We start from the raw sequence: 19518 nt of genomic DNA, 5'->3' as shown, positions 1-19518 counted from the left end.
GCGGCGCGAGCCCGCTCGAATCCGCGGCGCGGGCCGAGTCAGCGCCGCGAGCCGAGCGGGCGAACCGACCCGGCTCTACGCGAACGCGCGCTCGAACGCGCGGACTCCCTCGTCGGTGCCGACGACGACGAGCTCGTCGCCCCGCTCGACCCGCGTCTCCGGGCCCACGTCGGTGACGAGCTCGTCGCCCCGCTCGATCGCGATGACGGTACAGCCGGTGGTCTCGCGGACGGCGGCCTGTCCGACCGTCCGGCCGACCAGCGCGGACGCCTCGGTCCTGACGACCTCGACGTGGGTGTCCAGCGAGAGCACGTCCCGGTCCGCGAGCACGGCCGACGCCGACATCCGCCCGGTCACCGTCGAGAGCGAGAGCACGTAGTCGGCCCCGGCGCGGTGCATCTTCGGCACGCTCTCGGCGTCCTCGACCCGTGCGAGCAGCTCCACGTTCGGCGCCAGGTCGCGCACCACGAGCGTCGCGAACTCGGCCGTCGTGTCGTCGGGGAGCGCGAGGACGACCGTCCGCGCGTCCGCGACGCCGGCGTCCCGCAGCGTGTCCGGCTCCGTCGCGTCCCCGACCACGTCGATCGCCTCGGCGCCGTCGCGGTCGACGACCGTCACCGGCAGGTCGGCCGATTCGAGCGCGTTCGCGACGGTCTTCCCGACCTGCCCGTGTCCGATGACGACCGTCTCGCCCGCGCCGAACCGGCGGGCTGCCGAGTTCGTCAGGTCCACGAGCCGCTCCACCTGTCCCTCGGTCCCGGAGACGAGCAGAACTGTCCCCGCAGACAGCGTCGCGTCCGGCGGCGGCGCCGCCTCGAACGCGCCGTTGAACCACGCACCGATCACGTCGACGCCGGTGCGCTCGCCGATCCGACTCCCGGCGAGCGTCGATCCGGCGAGGCCGCTCCCGTGGTGGATCGACACCTCCGCGATCCGCAGGTCGCCGACCGCGACCGCCTCGTCGAGGTCGGTCCGCACCGCCGTCGTCACCTTCGAGGCGAGGCTCTCGCCGAGCAGCGACCGCGGGGAGAGCACCTCGTCGGCGCCGGCGAGCCGGTGGTACCGCTCTCGGCTCGGGTCCTCGACGACGCTTATCGCGCGGACGTCGGTCGAGAGTTCCTTCGCGGCGAGGACAATGCTCGCGTCGACCCGGTCCGAGAGGTCGGTGACGAGGGCGCGGGCGTCGCCGAGGCGGGCGCTCTCGAGCCCCGCCGTCGTCTCCGGGTCGGCGCGGATCACCATGTGACCCGCCTCGTACAGCGCCAGCGCCCGGTCCGGGTCGGGTTCGACGACGACGTAGGTGACCCCCTCCGAGTCGAACTCGTCCAGGAGCGCGTCGGAGCGCGTGGTGTCGGAGGCGACCACGACGTGGCCGCTCAGGTCCGCGTCCAGCGACCGGGGGACGGTCGTCGAGAACGCGGACTCGAGGAGCGGCGTGGCGACGACCGGCAGCGCCCCGATGAGAAGCACCATGCCGACCAGGTCCATCACGGCGATGAACGCGTGCATCTCCTGGGTCTGCCACGACGAGGCGTCGCCACCGAACCCGGTCGTCGTGAACATCTCGATCGCGAATTGGAACGACTCGATCAGGGTGCGCGGGTCGTTCTCGTACACCCGCATCCCCCACCGGTAGGAAACGGTGGTGGAGACGAGCACGACGGCCACGAACGCGATGTACCCGCCGACTCGACGCTTCCACGTGTCCATGGTATCGCCGTACGGCGGCGCCACACAAAAGAGGGAGGAGTGGCGGCCGCGAGCCCCGCCGCCTCGGCGGAAATTCAATGGTTTAAGTCCCGGGGGCCGAACCGTCACGCATGGTGCGGGACCCGTCGCGAGAGCCGGAGCCGCCGTCGGTCGACGAGGTGCTCGACGCGCTGGCCGACGACGCGGCCCGTCGGATCGTCGCGGCGCTCACCGAGCCGAAGACCGCGAGCGAACTCTCCGAAGAGTGCGACATCCCCCTGTCGACGACCTACCGGAAACTGGAGATGCTCACCGACGCCTCCCTGCTGTCGGAGTCGACCGACATCCGGCGGGACGGACAGCACACGACGCGGTACTCGGTGTCGTTCGACGCCGTCACCGTCTCGGTCGGCGACGGCGACGAGGGCGACGCGGGCAGCCGCGAGTTCGACGTGGAGTTCTCTCGGCCGGAGCGGACCCGAGACGAGCGACTGGCCGACCTGTGGTCGGAGCTACGAGAGGAAACATGACTCCCTACATCGACCTGACGATCATCGTCGCAAAGACCGCCATCCTAGTGCTCGGTGGCAGTATCACCTACTACGCGCTCCGCGCGTACGACCGGACCGGCGACCGGTCGCTGCGCGAACTCGGCGTCGGCTTCGGCATCGTCACTGTCGGGGCGCTGTTGGGCGGCGTCTCCCACCAGATTATCGGCGCCGACCTCGCGGTCGGCATCGCCGTCGACGGCCTCCTCACGGCGATCGGGTTCGCGGTCATCGTCTACTCGCTGTACTTAGAGTGAGCCGCGGCCGCGTCCTCGACCAGGCCGGGCTCCGGTCGGTTTCGACGCGCGACGAACGGTACCCTTTTGCGGCGTTCGGTCGTCCGTTCAGGCCATGAGCGACGCACGCGAGGAGCTCTCCCGCCGGATCGCCGGCGAGATAACGCTGAGCGACGACCCGGGCGCGACGCTCCGGAAGTGGCGGACCGACTTCGACGTCTCGCAGACGGAGCTGGCCGACCAGCTCGGCGTCTCCTCGTCGGTCGTCTCCGACTACGAGAGCGGCCGGCGCGAGAGCCCCGGGATCGGCGTCGTCCGGCGGACCGTCGAAGGACTCCTCGATATCGACGAGCGCCGCGGCGGCGGCCGCCTCCGACAGCACGCTCGGGTGCTCTCGGCCGGGTTCGAGAGCGACATCGTCCACGACCTCCGCGAGTACTCGACGGCGGTCCCCCTGGCGGACTTCTACGACGCGATGGGCGCGACGGAGGTCGTCCGCGGCGACCACGACCACGTGAACGGCCACACCGTCATCGACTCGATCCAGGCGATCACGCGGCTCTCCAGCGAGGAGTTCTACCGGCTGTACGGCCAGTCGACGAACCGCGCGCTCGTGTTCACCCGGGTGACGCGCGGCGAGTCGCCGCTCGTCGCGCTGCGGGTCGTGAGCCCGACGCCGAACGCCGTCGTGCTCCACGGGATCGAGGACGGCGACCTCTGGGACCACGCCGCCGACCTCGCCCGGGTCGACGGCGTGTCGCTGGCCACGTCGAACCGCGACCTCGACGACTGTCTGGCCGACCTCCAAGCGCTGTGACGGCGTCGCGACCGCTTCGGCGGTAGAGACACCGGCGCCGGAACCGCGAGCCTGAAACCGCCGGCGCTCGTCGGACCGGGCATGAGCGAGGACTACGCCGAGCGGCTCCGCGCGAACCGCCGGGAGAAGGACGAGTTCTTCGACGACCACCCGCAGTCGCCGATCCCCCCGGAACACCGGGACGAGTTCGACGGGCTCGACTACTTTCCCCCGAACCCGGACTACCGCGTCGAGGCGACCGTCACCGTCCACGACGACCCCGAGCCGGTCGAGATGGAGACGACCGCGAGCAACCCGGTCCGGTACCTCCGGATCGTCACCTTCGCGCTCGAGATTAACGGGACGGAGCACACGCTCGCGGGCTACCGCCAGGAGGGCGACGACGGCGCCGTCTTCGTCCCCTTCCGCGACAAGACGACCGGCCAGCAGACGTACCACCAGGGTCGGTACATGGAGCTGGCACCCGAGCGCGAGCTCGCCGACGGCGACGCGGTCACGATCGATTTTAACCTCGCGTACAACCCCTTCTGCGCGTACAGCGAGACGTTCTCCTGTCCGCTGCCGCCGGAAGAGAACTGGCTGGAGGTCGTCGTCCCCGCGGGCGAGCGGGCCCCGGACCTCGACTGATCGGCGAGGCGATCGGAAGTACAATCGGTGACGCGGTCGACTGTGCGGCCGCTACGTAGCGCGAAAAAGCGGAAAATCGAACGTCGGGACGTGCCGGAAGCAGTCCGCCGGGGCCGGTCTACTCGAGCGTCTCGCTCGTGACGAGCGTGTCGTCTTCGAGGTAGTGCTCGAGGTGGTGGCCGTGTTCCTCGACGTCTTCGAGGATGTCACGGAGCTGCTCTTCGGTGTTGTAGTCGCCGAGGTTGTTGGCGAGCTGGATGTGCTCGCGGAGCTGCTCGGTGATGTCGCCGAACATCTCGAGGTCGTGCTCCAGCGACGTCCGGATGTCGTAGGCGTCGGCGTCCTCGGGGGTCACCGGTGCGTGCTCCTCGTAGTTCGCGCCGCCCGAGAGCGGCACGCCGCCGAGCGCCTGCGCGCGCTCCGCGAGGACGTCGGCGCCCTCTTCGAGGTCCTCCGCGACTTCGCCGAGGTACTCGTGGATGCCGAGGAACTCGGCGCCCTCGACGAGCCAGTGGTGCTTCTTGACCTGGTGGTAGAGGACGTACGTCGCCGCGAGGTCGCTGTTGAGCGCGTCGACGAGCTGTTCTGCCTTCTCCTCGGGGACGCGGAGCGCTTCGCTCTCGTGAACGTCGCCGTATCGCTGACGTGACTGCTTCTGGGTGCTCATTTCAACTATACATACGCGCGCGACCTACTTAATAGTTCCTACTGAGAAAACTACTTTTTCGAAACTGGAAAGAATAGTTTCAGATGTCGTCGACAGCCCCCACCAGATCGCGCTGCGCGGAGAGCGTGTCTCGGTCGAGGGTCGCGGTCAGCGTCGCCGGTTCCCGGCCGAGCTCGGCGGCGACCGCGCCGTCGGGGCGGACGACGAGGGAGTTGCCCGCGTAGGTCGCCGCCTCCGCCGGACGCGCGCCGCCCGCGGTTCCCGTGCGCCCCGCGCCGACGGTCCACCTGACCCCGTCGAGCGCGCGCGCTCGGACGAGGAGCCGCCAGTTCGCGACGTGGTCGGCGGGCCACGCGCCGACGACGACGAGGGCGTCGACCGCGCGCTCAGCGAACCACGCACTCTCCGCGACGAAGTTGAGGTCGTAGCAGGTCAGCAGTCCGGTCGGTCCGGCGGGCGTCTCGACGATCACGCGGTCGCCGCCGGGCTCGACCCACTCCGCCTCGTCGTCCCACAGGTGTCGCTTGCGGTAGGCGGAGAACTCTCCGCCGCCGTCCTCGGAGGACCCTCCCGGCGGGACGTACGCGGTCGCGTTGTATACGGCGTCGCCGTCTCGTTCGGCGTACCCCGCGACCACGGCCGAGCCGGCGGTCTCGGCGACGGATTCGAGCCGTGCGCGCGCCACGTCCCGGGACAGCGCGGCCTCCCGGAGCCGTTCGTCGGCCACGAACCCCGTGAGCGCGTACTCGGGAAACACGGCGAGGTCGACGCCGCTCGGCAGGTCGGCGGCCCGATCTCGAAGTCGGTCCGCGTTCGCGTCGACAGCGAGGTCCTCGACCGGGACCTGCGGGACGGCAACGGTCGGATCGTCGGAGGAGCGATCGGTCACGCGGCGGACTTCGACGCGGCGGCCAATAACGTTCGGCCTCTCCGTCCGGCCGCAAGGACGATACGCCCGCGGCGACGACCGGCGGGCATGACCTTCGGCGACCTGTTCGAGCGCGCGGCCGCGCTCGGCGGCGACCTCGACGAGGCGGACGTGCGACGAGCGCTCGACGCCGTGCGCTCGACGGCGGACGGGAACGGTGGCGATTCCGGGGGCGACGGCGACTCCGGCGGTGAGGGGAACGAGGTGACCGACCCCCTCGATCCCAGCCCAGCCCGCGTCGTCGCCGGTGCGGACGCGCTCGCGGCTGATCTCCTCCTCGGCGGCGACGCCCGTGAGGCGCTCGACGCGCTCCGGTCGCACGCGTGGACGACGCTCGTCGCCAGCGACCCACTCCTCGACGACGCCGAGGCGGTGATCGCGTCCCTCGCGGAGCTGGAGCTAGCGGCAGACTGGCGCGACGCGGTCGAGGCGTGGCGCGAACCGGTCGCGCAGCCCTCGGGCGATCATCCCGCGCTGGCGTCCGCCTACCGCGGCGGCGCGATGCAGGTGATAAGCCTCGACCCCTCGCTGACCGGGCCGGGGGCAGCGGCCGGGCTACGCGACAGACTCCCCGTGAGCGTCCGGGAGTCGCGCGCGTTCGCGACGGTGTTCGACCCGGCGAAGCTGTATCCGGACGCGGTCGGCGGGGAGTACCCCGGCCCCGACCGCGACCCGCGGACGATGGCGCCGGCCCGCACCGACGGGGACCAGCACCGATAAACCGCCGCCGCCCGGACCGGGGATATGACCGACTCGGACGGTGCGGGCGACCGCGCCGAGGGCGAGAGCGGCGGCAGCGAGGGCGGAGGCGCTAGCGGCGAGGGTGGTCCCGAGGACGCGCCGGAGCTCCCCGCCGACCGCGACGCGGTCCGCGACGCGCTCGTCGACTGGTACGAGGCCGACCACCGCGCGTTCCCGTGGCGCCGCACAGAGGACCCCTACGAGATCCTCGTCAGCGAGGTGATGAGCCAGCAGACCCAGCTCGACCGGGTCGTCCCCGCGTGGGAGGACTTCCTCGATGAGTGGCCGACGACCGCCGACCTAGCCGCCGCCGATCGAGCCGACGTGGTCGCCTTCTGGTCCGACCACTCGCTGGGGTACAACAACCGCGCGAAGTACCTCCACGAGGCGGCCGGACAGGTCGAGGACGACCACGACGGGACGTTTCCCGAGGACCCAGACGGACTGAGCGAGCTGATGGGCGTCGGACCCTACACCGCCAACGCGGTGGCGTCGTTCGCGTTCAACAACGGCGACGCCGTCGTCGATACCAACGTGAGGCGGGTGCTGTATCGGGCATTCGACGTCTCGGACGACGACGACGCGTTCGAGCGGGTCGCGTCCGCGCTCATGCCGGCGGGCGAGTCGCGGGTGTGGAACAACGCGGTCATGGAACTGGGCGGCGTCGCCTGCGGGAAGAGCCCCAGCTGCGACGAGGCGGGGTGCCCGTGGCGCGAGTGGTGCCACGCCTACCAGACTGGCGATTTCACCGCGCCCGACGTGCCCGAACAGCCCAGCTTCGAGGGGAGCCGGCGGCAGTTCCGCGGTCGGATCGTCCGGCTCCTCGGCGAGCGCGACGTAATAAGCCTCGATACCCTCGGACACCGTATTCGCGTCGATTACTCGCCAGATGGCGAACACGGACGCGAGTGGCTTCGAGGGCTCCTTTCGGATTTGGCAGATGATGGATTAGTCGAGATCGAAGACTCCGGGGATGAGACGAGCGTCCGGCTCCGAGGGTAACACCCGTTCGTACTCTGCTCACAGATTTACCCGGCAGTGATAGTGCTCTTGATACGGAGAATCGAGGAGAAAGCCTCGCGCTTTAGCGCGGGGATGAATCCGACACTACCCGTCACAGTTCACCGGTCGATGGCACGGCTGGATATTCCACGCTGAGCAAATACATAGGTTCAAGCAAGTTGGTCTACATAGGTTACGTATAGCGAAACAGGTCGTTACCCGTACCTATACTGCTTCCATACGGAACCAGTCGCGGGTACGAGACGATCTTGATTCGCTCGGGTTCGCAGCCAGTAAGCTCTGGAACGTCGGACGGTGGACGTGTAACCGGATTTGGGACGAAATCGGTCACATCCCGAACCACACCGAACTCACCGCGTACCTCAAAACCCACGAATGCTATGGTGACCTGCATTCGCAGTCAAGTCAGCGAGTCCTTCAAGAACTCGCTGAAGCGTTCAACGGCTGGTACGGTAAACGACAAAACGGAGATACACGAGCGAACCCGCCCGGCTACCGCAAACACGGCGACGAACACCCGCGTTCCACGGTCACATTCAAGCAGAGAGGCCTCAAACTCGACACTCAGTACGACCGTGTTCGACTCTCAAAAGGATCGAACCTGAAGGAGTACTGGTCGGACTTCGTCCTGTGTACGTACCAGACTCGCCCCGATATTGACCTCTCTGCCGTGGAGAACGTCCAACAAGTCAAGATTGTGTGGACCGGCGACGAGTGGGAACTACACTTCGTCTGTAAGGTCGAAATGGACGTGGCTGAAGCCCCCGGTGAGAAGACGGTCGGTGTTGACCTCGGTATCAACAACTTCGCCGCGCTCGCGTATGAAGACGGTCACAGCGAGTTGTACCCGCTGAACTGCTTGAAACAGGACGACTACTACTTCAGCAAGCGAATCACCCGGTGTGACGATTCGCATTCTGCGCAAGCCACGCGGCTGAACCAGAAGAAGTCGGCCCGTCGGACCCACTACTTCCACACCCTCTCGAAGCATATCGTCCAGCGGTGTGTTGACGAGGAAATTGGAACAATCGTGGTGGGCGATCTCTCCGGCGTCCGTGAGGATGAGGAGAACGGCGAGTCAAAGGACTGGGAGAAACACGGCAATCTTGACCTACACTCATGGGCGTTCGACCGGTTCACCGATCTCCTCGAATACAAAGCCGAGATGGAAGGCATCACGGTTGAGCAAGTGTCTGAGCGGGATACCTCGAAGTCGTGCTCGTGCTGTGGCCGGAAGTATGACGCGAACCGTGTTGAACGCGGACTGTACGTCTGCGATGAGTGCGGTACAGTGGCCAATGCGGATGTGAACGGTGCTGAGAACATTCGGCAGAAAGTATCTCCGAGTTCACCGAATCTCTCGGTGGATAGGAGTAACGGCTGGTTGACACAGCCATCGACGTTCTTGTTTGACAAGGAACCTGGTGCGTTCGCACCTCAAGAACAGGTAACGTCGTAAACCACAATATCCCAACCCAGCGGTGCGGTACCGTGGGAATCCTCGCGCTTCAGCGCGGGGAGGATGTCAAGAAGGGAGAACCCGCGGAGCGTACCCGCGCTCTCAATTGAGGGGCTCTGTTGAAATCCTCTAAATCTGATATAAACGGCGTGCTGAATAGAGGGCGCAAGTCGGTCACGACAGCTTCTCAGTCGATCCTCTCTCCACAGAATGTACGTAGCCAAACGACACGACCAATCAACTGGACTAGCGTGCTGACTTCGAGTTTTAATCGTCGGGATGTGTTGCACCGGTGGATTGTCTTCTGTGTGTCGACTGCCGCACACACTACTGTTGACCGTCTCGGAACCGGTTTCGAAGACGTGATCCAACAACAAACGCGACGAGCAGTGCGGAGCTGATTCCAATAGCCAATCCGGCCGCGTCACCGAACAACGCACTGCCAGCGATCAGGGTCACGACGAAAACGACCGCCGCAATGAGCACGACCAGCCACCCACTCAGCTCCATAATAGCCCGCCCTTTTAGGCCTGCTACGAGTTCTTTGAGGAGACTCATATCTATCACTCAAAAAGTCACTGTAACAAGTTTTTTTGCTCGCGTCGCAAAGCGGTCTAGAGTTTCGAGTGGTGGTTGCGTAGACTACTCGGGCTGCTATCTCTAACGCTCTCAAATCACGTACACTTGGTGCACGCCATTCTAACGCAGTATTTTCAGTTGTACGAAGTGCTGTCGAGACGCTCAGCGGCAAACTCTAGAGGACTTTGCGACGCGACCAATCGATTGCTGAATCTAACCTCTATATTCAGCACGACCGCAAAAACATATCAACCTCTAAGGATTTCAACAGAGCCAATTGAGGGAAATAGATACTAATAATTACAGCTACACACGACGCTGACGGGTGGGAGGAAATGACGGCTGACTGTGTGATTCACGATGCGTTCGTTCTCACGGTGGACGAGCGAAATCGACTCTACGAGCGAGGAACGGTGCTCATCGAGGATGGCCGGATCACCGACGTGCGGTCATCTCGGGACGATGACGCGGAGTTAGCGGCCGACTTGGTCATCGACGGCGAAGGCAAACTCGTGATGCCAGGTCTCGTCAACGCGCACACCCATCTCGAACTGACGCCGCTGCTTGGCGCGTTCAGCGACCTCGACCTCATGGAAATGATGAGTGGGATGACCGCCATATTCGGCCACATCGCCGAGGGCGAGTACGACTACTTCGCCCGGGCGGGGTACGAACTCGCCGCACTGAACTTCCTCAGTGGTGGGGTCACGACCGTCAACTCGATGGACGTCCGTCCCGGCGGCGGCGCAGAAACGTTCGGCGAGGCGGGCCTGCGCGGATTCTTCGGGATGGCGCTCTCCGACCTCTTCTGGGACGTTTCCGTCGAAGAGCAGTTCGACCGCGCCCGCGAGTTCATCGATGAGTACCACGGCGCGTACGACGGCCGCATCCGGGCGACTATCAACCCCCACGACGACTGGTCATGTACCCGCGAACTGTGGGAACACACCGCCGAACTCGCTGACGAGTATCCCGACCTGCTCGTCCACACGCACCTGCTCGAACTGGAGGCGAGCAACACGATGGCGCGGTCGAATGGCGCCGAGGATTCGCTCGCCCTTCTCGATGACGTTGGCCTCTTGGACGACCGACTTGTAGCCGCGCACTTCCGGCTCGCCGACGACGAAGACATCCAACGGACTGCCGAAGCAGACGCGTCGGTCGCACACTGCCCGTCGATTTTCTGTTACTGGAACACGGGCGGCGACGTACAGTGGACGCCGGTGCCGGAACTCCGCGCCGCGGGCGTTGATGTCGGCCTGGGTATCGACGACCACTACTGGCACGACTCCTACAGTCTGTTCGGCGAGGCGAGGCAAGCCCGGCTCGCAGCAAACCTCAAGCGCTCGACCGGCCAGTACGACTCGATGGAGCTCGTACGAATGCTCACCATCGAAGGAGCAGAGGCACTCGGGGTCGGCGACGAGATCGGGAGCCTCGAACCCGGCAAGCGCGCCGACGTCATTCTGCTGGACGTCGAGAAGCCGAAATTCACCCCGCTGACCAACATCCCGGCGCAGGTGACTAACAACGCAGCGCCGGCTGATGTGGAGACGGTTATCGTGGACGGCGACGTACTGATGAAAGCCGGTGACGTGAAGACCATGGAAACTGATGCGGTGCGCGACCGCGTCGAGGCCGCGGTAGACCGTTTCGAGTCGGAGACGGAGTGGGAGCTAGGCATCGGTGAGAGTGAGCCACCGAGTACGATGAACGTCGCCCGCGACCTGCCAAAGCGCGGCCCCAGCCAGTTGCTCGGACGACTCGCGTTCCAGTCGCTCAGAGATAGATTGCCACTCTGATACGGACATTCGGGGAATGTTCGGCAACAGCCACTCTCAGTTGCTACCGATATTTGAGCTATTTTATGTGTAATAAATTGCCGCAATCACCGCGCGTTCGACGTCTCGGACGACGACGACGCGTTCGAGCGGGTCGCCTCCCGGCCCATGCCCGCGGGCGAGTCCCGGGTGCGGAACAACGCGATCATGGAGTTCGGCGGCGTCGCCTAGGGCAAGAAGCCCCGCTGCGACGAGGCCGGCTGCTCGTGTCGCGAGTGCTGTCACGCCTCCCGGACCTGGGACTTCACCGCGCCCGAACAGCCCGGCTTCGAGGGGAACCGCCGGCAGTTCCGCGGTCGGATCGTGCGCCTGCTCGGCGAGCACGACGAGATGGCGCCGGACGCGCTCGGCAACCGGATTCGGGTGGACTACGCGCCGGGCGGCGAACACGGCTGTGAGTGGTTCCGCGGGCTCGTCGACGACCTCGCGGACGACGCGCTGGTCCAAGCCGACGGGGGCGCCGTCGTCGTGTCGCTCCGTCGCTGAGACGCGTCGCGGCCGGCCCCGACCCGCCCCGCGAACCGTCACCCGTTTATTACGGGAGCCGGAAGGGAGAGACATGAGCGAGACCGTCGATTCGGACCTGTACACCCGCGCGAAGGCCCTCTTAGAGCCCGGCGACATCGAGCTGGTGGGCTGTATCGTCCACACGAATCTCGAGGGTGAGGAGGACCTAGAGATGCACGAGCTGACGGTCGCCGCCAACGAGGTCATCGCCGAGCACGCGGGCAAAGGCGAGACGTACATCGAGGCCGGCAACGACGACACGGACTTCTCGTCGAACCAGTTCCAAGGACTGACGCTCGACGACGAGGCGTTCGTCTGGGAGTGCCAGCAGCTCCTCCGCGACGGCACGTTCGACATCGTGTTCTACTACGAGGCGACCGTCGATCAGGAGGCGCTCGCGGGCGACCTCGTCGAGCTCGACGGCGTCGATCGCGTGACGCAGGTGCCCTGACGGGCGTCGACCCGACCGCCCGATCCCGATGAGCGACACCGTCCTGATCCCCGGCGGTCGCGACGTGCGCGCGACTCTTGATACGGCCGCGAGCGACGCCTCGGCCGACGCGCCGTCCGCGGATGCGGTCGTCGTCGCTTGCCCGCCGCATCCCCAGCAGCGCGGCCACCGAGGCGACGAGCGGCTGGTGGCCGTCTCCGACGCCGTGACCGACCGCGGCGTCGACTGCCTCCGCTTCGACTACGGCGACTGGGACGAGGGGTACGGCGAGACCACCGACGCGGACCGGGCGGTCGGCTGGGCGCGCGAGCGCTACGACCGCGTCGGGCTGTTCGGCTTCTCGTTCGGCGGCACGGTCGCGCTCGTCGCGGCCGCGTCGCGGCCCGAGCTGACGGGCGTCTGCGCGCTCGCGCCGACCGCCCGCCTGAACCCCGACACCGACGCGGTCGACGCGCTCGGAGAGATAGTCGACCGGGGCGTCCCGGTTCGCGTCCTGTACGCGACGCGGGACTCGACGGCGGACTGGGAGCCGGTGGTCGAACGTGCGACGGAACTGGGCGTCGAGACGGTCGCGTTCGAGTCCGACCACTTCTTCGTCGGGCGGAGCGGAAAGGTCGGCGAGGCGGTCGCGGCGTTCCTCGGGCCGCGGCTTCGCGACGGGTCGTAGCCGCGCTCGGAGCGGTTACTCGCTGCCGACCTTCGTCGTCACCCGGAACGTCTCCGGCGGGTTGACGATCCCGGCGACTGTCCCCATCGAGTGGACGACGGTAATGAGCGGCGCCAGCGGCACCGCGAGCGCCCAGCGGCGGTGGTCGTCGCCGTAGTACCGGACGCCGAGCAGGAACCAGCCCAGCGTACAGAGCGCCAGCCCCATCGACGCGGCGAAGAACAGCCCGCTGTGCGCGATGGTCACGCCCAGAAGCGACAACGGGACGACGAGCAGGGTGACGATCGGCGAGAGCGCCCACGCGTAGTTGCGGACCCTAGTCAACAGCTCGTAGCGCAGTGGGAGCATCGTCGACGCCCGGACGTTCCCGGCCGCCCAGCGGCGGCGCTGCTGGAGGATCTCGTACAGCGAGGGCGGCGCCTCGTTGCGGCAGACCGCGTCCGAGAGCGCGAACGTCACGTCGAGCTCGCGGAAGGCCGCCCAGACGAACGCGGTGTCCTCGACGAGCGTCTCACGGTCCCACGTGGTTTCGTCCTCCACCTCGCTGCGGACCGCGATGCCGCCGCCCCACGCGAACAGGGGAATCGAGAGGCGCGCGAACGCGCGCTGTTCGATCTGGACGCCCATCCGGTACATGTCCGCCAAGTAGCTGAGGTTCGACCCCGTGAGCCGGGGCTTCTCGCGGAGCTGAACGATGTCGGCGTCCGGGAGCCCGTCGAGCGACTCGACAACGCTGTCCTCGTCGAGGTAGAGGACGAACGCCTTCCCGCAGTCGAGCGACTGCCGTGCCCACTCCTGCGCGCGGCCCTTCCGGACCGCGTCGCACGTGAACGCCTCCGGGACGGCGTGGACCGTCGCGCCGGTCACGTCGACGGGCGACTCCGCGATCACGTGAACGTCGTCGAGCCCCTCCGGCAGGGAGTCGACGGTCTCCTGAACGACCTCGGCGGCGTCGACGGTCATGATGCGGACTTGGATCTCGTCGAGGCCGTACTCGTTCGGCGGCGTCTCGTGGCCCGCACCCACGACCGCCGCGAACACGAACCAGACGAGCGCGGTCGCGCCGAAGAGGAGCGTCACGCCCCAGAGCGCGAGCCCGAACAGCGACCCGAGTCCGCCGTCGGCGACGGCGGTGGTGACCGCCGCCTGCCCGGGAGCGCCGCCCGGGCCGGCGACGACGGTCGGTGCGAACAGCGTCGCGAGGCCGCCGACGACGAGCGCCAGCGTCACCGCGATCAGTGCGATGCGTTCGGTGTTCATCGTGGCCCCACCTCCCGCCCCGTGCCCTATGAACCGTCCAAACGCTACAGCGGGATTCGGCCGCGTTTCGGCCGAATTTACGCGTCAATTCCGTCCAACTCGAATAAATCGCCAGAACGCAGTGCTATGGTGTGTGTTAGTTGGTGACGCGTTATTGAAACGCACGAACTGCCGGTGCGCGCCGGCTCACGCCGCCCCGTCGTCGCGCGCGCACCGCAGGTCATCGATCAGTTCGGCCGCCATCCGCTGGCCGCGGGCCGGGTCGTACCCCTCCATCCGCAGGTGCGCCAGCGGGGCCACGTACGGGTTCCGCTCCCAGTGCGCCCACACCTCGGTGGCGCCGTCGGGCGCGGGGAACAGCCGGACGTGGACCTGCCAGTCGCCGGTGAGGCCCTCGGGCCGGTGGACGAAGCTACCGACCTCGTGGACGGCCTCCCCGTCGCGGTCGTACGCGTGGAAGTAGGCCCGGATGAGCTCGGAGAAGCCCTGCTCGGGGAGCTGCTCGCGGGTCTCAGCGGGGGTCGTCTGGAGCGTTCCGGCGTACTCGTCGGCCGGCGGCGGCAGCACTCGGACGTGATCGGGGGCGCCGTCGTCGGGCAGCAGCGCGAGCAGCTTCCCGACCGCGAGCCTGACGCGCCAGAAGCCGACGGCGCGGCCGACGAGGAAGACCGCGGGCGCGGCGAGCGAAAGGGCGGCGAGCGCGCGGACGAGCCGAGTCCGTCGACCTCCCGGCGGCATCGCGGTCAGTTGTATCCCCGCCAGCGGCGGCCACACTCCTTACACTTGAAAAAGCGCGTCGGCGGCTCGTCGGCGGCGCCGGTCTGTTTGATCGTGTACCACGCCTCGCCGTGGCCGCACTCGTCACAGACAACGTCGGTCGCGGTGGGCTTCCCCTCGAAGTTCGCGCCCTCCTCCGTCTCGATCACCTCGTCGCCGGTCTGTTCGGTGGTCGACTCGAACTCGGCGGCGAGCGCCTCGTCGCGTTCGGTCGTCGCGCCGCAGCCGTCGTTCTGACACACCATCTCCCCGTCGCGAGAGACCATCATCGAGCCGCAGTCGTCACAGAACTGCATATACGAGTATCGCATGGGGGCGAGCGGTTTAGGTTCGGGGGGTACGGTCGAATACGCCGCGTGGGGTGAGGCACGTGTCCCGGGGTCTCGGTGTCGTCGAGTGATCGACGGCGTATACCCCCAAAACCCCAGCTGCTCGATTATAAATAAACACCGTCGTGTCGTCGGTGAGTACCTCCAAAGCTCCAGCCGCGAGGGCGCCGCACGTTCGCTTCGGTCCTCAGTCGTTCGCTTCGCTCTCTCCTTGCGGTCCTTGCGTCACCTGCGGCGCCCTCGCGTGCCCCTTTGAGTCCCACCCCACACAGCACCGCGCCGCACCTCACGCCTCCCCGCCCTCGTCGGTCGCCGTCGCTTTGCTCGGCGACCGACTCCCTCGCACGCGCTGGCTCGCGGCCGCCGGTGGCGGCCGCTCGCAGGCGCGCGCCGCAGCAGTTTCATATATAACTGGCGCGTCCGCTCAGCGGCCTAGTCGCTCACTCGGACTCGCTCCCAGGCGAGGTGGATCGCGATCCCGACGAGGAAGGCGACGCCGAGGTTCGTCGCCAGCGCGAGGAGACCGATACCGACGGAGAGCGCACGGTTCCCCGAGTCGGTGACGTTGCGCGCGAGGGAGACGGCGACGATCGCGAGGAGCGCGCCGAGCATCGCGAGCGGGAACGCCGCGATCAGCGCGGGCGTGGCGAAGAGCGCGGCGACGAGGTAGCCGCCCCCGAGGACGAGGTTCGCGCCGCCGGTGCGCGCGCCGAACGCGTGCTTTCCGGCGACCCCGTCGCAACCGTGACACATCGGGACCCCGCCGAGCGGCACCGCGATCAGGTTCGTCACCCCCATGCTCGTCGACAGCTCGTCGGGCGTGATGTCGGCGTCGAGCAGGTCGGAGAAGAGGAGCGCGGTCGCTAGCGCGGCGTTGCCGATCGTCATCGCCAGCTGCGCGACCACGCCGTCAACGGTGGCGCGCGTGAGCGCCGCGCCGAACGCCGGCGTCGGCGGTGCGCCCGGCAGCCGCGGCGAGGGGACGCCGGCGACGACGAGCGCGGCCGCGACGCCGACGAGGGCGACGGCCAGCGCACTCGCTTTCCCGTGCCCCGTGAGCGCGAACACGGCGGCGATCGCGACGCCGACGAGCGCCACGAGCGGGTCGTCGGCCGCGAGTCGGAGCCCCGTCTCCAAGAGGACGAGGCCGACCGCGAACTGGACGCCGCGGATGACCGGCTCGCCGATCCACCGCTCGACGTACCCGAGCGTCCCCGAGAGGCCGATCGCGAGGAGGACGGCGCCGAGGATAACCCCCGCGAGCGCGAGTTCGGCGTAGGTGAGTGCGCCCGCTATCGCGAGCGCGGCCAGCGCCTTCATCGGCTCGACCGAGATCGGTAGCCCGTACCGGACGCCCCAGACGATCTGGAACGCGCCGAACGCGGCGAGCGCGTGCGGCAGCGAGACGTCCGTCAACAGCGCCAGCGCGACGACGAGCGGGATCACCGTAATCGAATCCCCTATCGCGCCGGTGACCTCCCCGGACCCGAAATCGACGGGGCGGTCCGACTTCGAGAGGGATCCTATCACGTGACGCGCCACTTCCGGGCGAACGCGCTTGAACGTGTTCAGAAATCGGTCGGGAGTACGCAGGCGACCCGAAGGAACTGGTTCCGGTTACTCGCCGTCGAAGGCGGGGTCGTCCGCGTCGATCATCGGGCAGTTGCGGACCCGGAACTGAGAGAAGTCGACCGACTCGACGATCTCGGTCCCCTCGTGCGCACACGCCGTCTCGGGCGGCGCCGTGAAGTGCGGGCACCGCTGGCAGTAGCTCCGCTTGTCGACGACGTGCTCGTCGCCGGCCCTCCCGGCGTCCGATGTCGGGCCCGGCGAGCGCGTCGCCGCGCCGCCCACCTCCCCGTCGGCGCCGAGGTCGTCGAACGCCGTCGCGTCGGTCCCGACCGACGCCTCCTCGTCGAGCGCCTCCCAGACGTCCTCCTCGCCGACTTCGCCGGTCCCCATCGACTCGAACGGGTCCTCGTCGGCCGCCGTGCCGTCGGTGTCCAGATCGGCGAACGGGTCGTCCGCCGGCGCGCGCGGCTCCGGGTCCTCGCGTGGCGCGCCGCCGGTCGCGTCGCCGTCCGACCCGGTCACGGGGCCCGCACTTCCCTCGGTCCCGCCGCCGAGCGCCGCGAAGGGATCGTCGGTCTCGTCTCCGTCAGGCGCGCCGAAGGCCTCGTCGGCCTCGTCTCTGTCGGGCGCGTCGAACGCTTCGTCGACCTCGTCGGTCGGCTCGTCGTCGAAGAGTCCGCCGCCGAAGGGGTCGCCTTCCGGTGCGGCGTCGCCGTCCGATCGGTCGTCGGCGCCGTCAGACCGGTCGCCGTCCGATCGGTCGTCGTCGCTCATCGGTACTCTCCGTCGGGTCCGCCGTCGCTCGCGGCGGTTCCCGTTCGGTCCGTCCCGTCGCCGTCCGCGACGTCGCCGTCGATGGCGGGCTTGTCCGCGACGAGGAGCTTCGAGGTCCCGAGGAAGCCGGCGTTCGGCTCCAAGTCCTCGAACCGGCGGCCGCAGTGGGGGCACTCGGGCGCCGACAACAGTCCCAGTTCCACGCCGCCGCCGCAGTGGCCGCAGTCCGCGGTCCGCACGCCGTGGCGGTTCGCCGTCCGCGTCAGGGCGTCCACGCGCTCTCGGTCGGCGCGGTCGCGCTCGGCCGCGTCGAGCCGGCGCTTGAGCTTCACGACCGCGTTCGCGACCCGCGAGAGCTTCTCGTCGATCTCGGTCAGGTCGTCCGCGGAGATCCCCGCGAGGTCCGACTCGACGCCGTCGAGGCGGTCGTCGACGCTGTCGACCCGCTCTTCGACCGCATCGAAGCGGTCTTCCGCCCCACCGAGCCGCTCGTCGAAGGCGTCGAGGCGGTCGCCGACGGCATTCAGGTCATCGAGCCGGGCGTCGACGGCGTCCAGTCGGTCGTCGACGGCGTCCAGCCGGTCGTCGAGGTCGTCGACCCGATCCGAGGACGGCGCGTCGGCGGCGGCCGCGTCGAGGCGGTCGAGCCGGGCGGCGACCTCCTCCAGTTCGTCGGCGAGGTCGTCGACCCGCGATTCGGCCTCGTCCGCGTCGGCGAGCCCGGGGGCCGACGATTGCGCGTCCTCGGCGGCTTCGCCCGAGTCGAGCGCCTCCACCTCGCGGTAGAGGTCGACGAACCGCTCCCGGAGGTCCGCAACCTTCTCGTCGAGCTCCTCGTCGAGGTCGTCGAGGCGCGCTTCGATCGCCGCCACCTCGTCGGAGTCGGGGACATCGATCCCCTCGGACTCCGCGAGCGCGACGAGCGCGCGCTTGAGGAGCTCCTCGCGGCTCACGCCGGCGTCCTCGGCGGCGGCGTCGAGGGCGGCCGTCGCCGGGTCGAGGTCGCTCATCGCGGGTCCTCCGTCATCTACGTGACATTGAGCGGCGAGGCTTAAGTAACCTGTCGCGGCGTTCTCCAGATCGATACTCGGCGGGCGCCACTCGATCGGGAGACGGGCGGAGGGTCGGGTCGAACTGCGCCCGCTACCGGATCTTGCGAACGTCGCTGATGTCGAACCCGCCCTCGTGGATCTCCGTCTCGAAGCGGACGATGTTCTCGGCCTCCAGCCGCGAGAGGACGCCGCGGAACTCGCGGACGAACATGGTTCGGGCGCGCTGCGAGCCGCCGCTCTCCCACGAGAACTGGAGTGTCCCGCCCGCGGCGTCCATCAGGGTGCCGAACTCGCGGTCGCGGAGCGCGTCGGTGTTCACCAACACGAGGACCAGGGCGTCCCACTCGTAGGCGGCCTTCTTCAGCCCCTTCATCACCATCGCCACGTCGCTCCAGTCGGTGTCGTCGGAGACCATCGAGACGAGGTCGGTGACGGAGTCGATACAGACGAGGCTCCCCCGGCCGTGTTCCGAGAGGTAGTCGCCGAACGCGGTGAGGACGTCCTCGTACTCGCCGCGGTCGCCGAGCTCCGTGATCGACGCCGTCTCCGTCTCGTACCAGTCGCGCGGCACCGGCGACAGCTGGAAGTACTCCGGCGAGAGGTCGCGGAAGGCGATCTCGTCGACGGCCGTGTCGACGATCTCGTCGGCCATCGTGTACGCCATCTCCCGGGTGATCGCGTCGGTGTCGGCGGTGAAGGAGATGTAGTGGACCGAGTCGGGGAGCGCGGCGTCGGCGTCGATGTCGCCGTAGTACAGGTCGAACAGCTCCTCGTCGGTGCGCGCCAAGGCGTTCATCGCGGCGCTCGTGTACGCGAACTCCCGGGCGCCGGCGCCCGCCTCGCCCGCGAGCAGCACGACGCTCCCGGCGGGTGCGCCGCCCCCGAGAATCGAGTCGAGGCGCGCGATCCCGAACGGAACACTGGACATGGCTTACGCCCCGTCGCCGCGGGGCTTAGTGTTACCCCTCCCAGCC

21 protein-coding genes and 1 pseudogene are annotated in these 19518 nt (G+C 68.0%); 11 read left to right on the top strand and 11 right to left on the bottom strand.

The features are described 5' to 3' along the window. Window positions 1-75: 75 nt before the first annotated feature. Window positions 76-1710: a TrkA family potassium uptake protein gene (locus tag EXE52_RS10740; protein ID WP_049931685.1), complete on the bottom strand. Its 1635-nt coding sequence runs from the start codon at window positions 1708-1710 to the stop codon at window positions 76-78. A gap of 110 nt (window positions 1711-1820) precedes the next feature. Between EXE52_RS10740 and EXE52_RS10735 the strand changes: the two genes are divergently transcribed. The 4 genes from EXE52_RS10735 (at window position 1821) to EXE52_RS10720 (ending at window position 3917) form a co-directional block, all read left to right on the top strand. Continuing rightward, entirely contained in the window at window positions 1821-2219 is a 399-nt protein-coding gene (locus EXE52_RS10735; RefSeq protein ID WP_049931686.1) for a helix-turn-helix domain-containing protein, read from the top strand. After that, entirely contained in the window at window positions 2216-2494 is a 279-nt protein-coding gene (locus tag EXE52_RS10730) for a hypothetical protein (protein ID WP_049931688.1), read from the top strand. The genes EXE52_RS10735 and EXE52_RS10730 overlap by 4 nt, the downstream gene beginning before the upstream one ends. Before the next feature lie 94 nt (window positions 2495-2588). After that, window positions 2589-3290, top strand: coding sequence for a helix-turn-helix domain-containing protein (locus EXE52_RS10725; RefSeq protein ID WP_049931690.1), 702 nt, complete (start codon window positions 2589-2591; stop codon window positions 3288-3290). An 81-nt stretch (window positions 3291-3371) separates the two neighbouring features. Beyond that, a complete protein-coding gene (locus tag EXE52_RS10720) occupies window positions 3372-3917 on the top strand; it encodes a DUF1684 domain-containing protein (RefSeq protein ID WP_086215622.1) in 546 nt (181 codons plus the stop codon). A gap of 118 nt (window positions 3918-4035) precedes the next feature. Here the strand turns inward: EXE52_RS10720 and dpsA are convergent, their stop codons facing one another. Both dpsA and EXE52_RS10710 read right to left on the bottom strand, forming a co-directional pair. Then, on the bottom strand, window positions 4036-4584 hold the full coding sequence (gene dpsA, locus EXE52_RS10715) for a DNA starvation/stationary phase protection protein DpsA (protein ID WP_086215623.1): 549 nt from the start codon (window positions 4582-4584) through the stop codon (window positions 4036-4038). Window positions 4585-4663: 79 nt separating this feature from the next. Further along, window positions 4664-5473 carry a carbon-nitrogen hydrolase family protein gene (locus EXE52_RS10710; RefSeq protein WP_089308183.1) on the bottom strand — a complete coding sequence of 270 codons (810 nt, stop codon included), beginning with the start codon at window positions 5471-5473 and terminating at the stop codon, window positions 4664-4666. Window positions 5474-5560: 87 nt separating this feature from the next. On the opposite strand from EXE52_RS10710, the gene EXE52_RS10705 reads away from it, so the two are divergent. From EXE52_RS10705 to EXE52_RS10695, 3 genes are all read left to right on the top strand, one after another. Further along, window positions 5561-6232: a hypothetical protein gene (locus tag EXE52_RS10705; protein ID WP_089308184.1), complete on the top strand. Its 672-nt coding sequence runs from the start codon at window positions 5561-5563 to the stop codon at window positions 6230-6232. Window positions 6233-6256: 24 nt separating this feature from the next. Beyond that, window positions 6257-7255, top strand: a complete 999-nt coding sequence (locus EXE52_RS10700) for an A/G-specific adenine glycosylase (protein ID WP_089308185.1) — start codon at window positions 6257-6259, stop codon at window positions 7253-7255. 199 nt (window positions 7256-7454) lie between these two features. Then, entirely contained in the window at window positions 7455-8735 is a 1281-nt protein-coding gene (locus EXE52_RS10695) for an RNA-guided endonuclease TnpB family protein (RefSeq protein ID WP_137703722.1), read from the top strand. Window positions 8736-9062: 327 nt separating this feature from the next. On the opposite strand, the gene EXE52_RS10690 is transcribed toward EXE52_RS10695, so the two are convergent. After that, the gene (locus EXE52_RS10690; RefSeq protein WP_089308186.1) at window positions 9063-9293 is read right to left on the bottom strand and encodes a hypothetical protein; all 231 of its coding nucleotides are present in this window, start codon (window positions 9291-9293) and stop codon (window positions 9063-9065) included. A gap of 356 nt (window positions 9294-9649) precedes the next feature. On the opposite strand from EXE52_RS10690, the gene EXE52_RS10685 reads away from it, so the two are divergent. From EXE52_RS10685 to EXE52_RS10670, 4 genes and pseudogenes are all read left to right on the top strand, one after another. Further along, entirely contained in the window at window positions 9650-11116 is a 1467-nt protein-coding gene (locus EXE52_RS10685) for an amidohydrolase family protein (RefSeq protein ID WP_049930668.1), read from the top strand. An 87-nt stretch (window positions 11117-11203) separates the two neighbouring features. Next, window positions 11204-11641 (top strand): annotated as a pseudogene (locus EXE52_RS10680) (A/G-specific adenine glycosylase); the annotation flags it as partial. Between the two features lie 73 nt (window positions 11642-11714). Continuing rightward, window positions 11715-12113, top strand: a complete 399-nt coding sequence (locus EXE52_RS10675) for a DUF5778 family protein (RefSeq protein ID WP_049930667.1) — start codon at window positions 11715-11717, stop codon at window positions 12111-12113. 28 nt (window positions 12114-12141) lie between these two features. After that, a complete protein-coding gene (locus EXE52_RS10670; protein ID WP_049930665.1) occupies window positions 12142-12780 on the top strand; it encodes a CocE/NonD family hydrolase in 639 nt (212 codons plus the stop codon). Window positions 12781-12795: 15 nt separating this feature from the next. Here EXE52_RS10670 and EXE52_RS10665 read toward each other — a convergent pair whose 3' ends face one another. From EXE52_RS10665 to EXE52_RS10635, 7 genes are all read right to left on the bottom strand, one after another. Then, window positions 12796-14040, bottom strand: a complete 1245-nt coding sequence (locus EXE52_RS10665) for a glycosyltransferase family 2 protein (RefSeq protein ID WP_049930663.1) — start codon at window positions 14038-14040, stop codon at window positions 12796-12798. A 186-nt stretch (window positions 14041-14226) separates the two neighbouring features. Beyond that, on the bottom strand, window positions 14227-14778 hold the full coding sequence (locus tag EXE52_RS10660; RefSeq protein WP_086215639.1) for a hypothetical protein: 552 nt from the start codon (window positions 14776-14778) through the stop codon (window positions 14227-14229). Window positions 14779-14783: 5 nt separating this feature from the next. Next, window positions 14784-15113, bottom strand: a complete 330-nt coding sequence (locus EXE52_RS10655; protein ID WP_049930661.1) for a transcription factor S — start codon at window positions 15111-15113, stop codon at window positions 14784-14786. A 465-nt stretch (window positions 15114-15578) separates the two neighbouring features. Continuing rightward, window positions 15579-16676, bottom strand: coding sequence for a putative sulfate/molybdate transporter (locus EXE52_RS10650; protein ID WP_089308187.1), 1098 nt, complete (start codon window positions 16674-16676; stop codon window positions 15579-15581). 87 nt (window positions 16677-16763) lie between these two features. Continuing rightward, window positions 16764-17492 (bottom strand): hypothetical protein, encoded by a 729-nt coding sequence (locus EXE52_RS10645; protein WP_086215628.1) that lies wholly within the window; start codon window positions 17490-17492, stop codon window positions 16764-16766. Then, window positions 17489-18502 carry a hypothetical protein gene (locus tag EXE52_RS10640; protein WP_089308188.1) on the bottom strand — a complete coding sequence of 338 codons (1014 nt, stop codon included), beginning with the start codon at window positions 18500-18502 and terminating at the stop codon, window positions 17489-17491. Before EXE52_RS10640 ends, EXE52_RS10645 begins: the two co-directional genes overlap by 4 nt. A 133-nt stretch (window positions 18503-18635) precedes the next feature. Beyond that, on the bottom strand, window positions 18636-19472 hold the full coding sequence (locus EXE52_RS10635) for an HTR-like protein (protein ID WP_086215630.1): 837 nt from the start codon (window positions 19470-19472) through the stop codon (window positions 18636-18638). Window positions 19473-19518: the final 46 nt, after the last annotated feature.

The organism is Halorubrum sp. CGM4_25_10-8A (genome assembly GCF_005435025.1).
In the GTDB taxonomy this organism is placed as follows: Archaea; Halobacteriota; Halobacteria; order Halobacteriales; family Haloferacaceae; genus Halorubrum; species Halorubrum ezzemoulense.
Note: the sequence above shows the minus strand (reverse complement) of the source record. Positions and strands in the feature narration are given on the sequence as shown.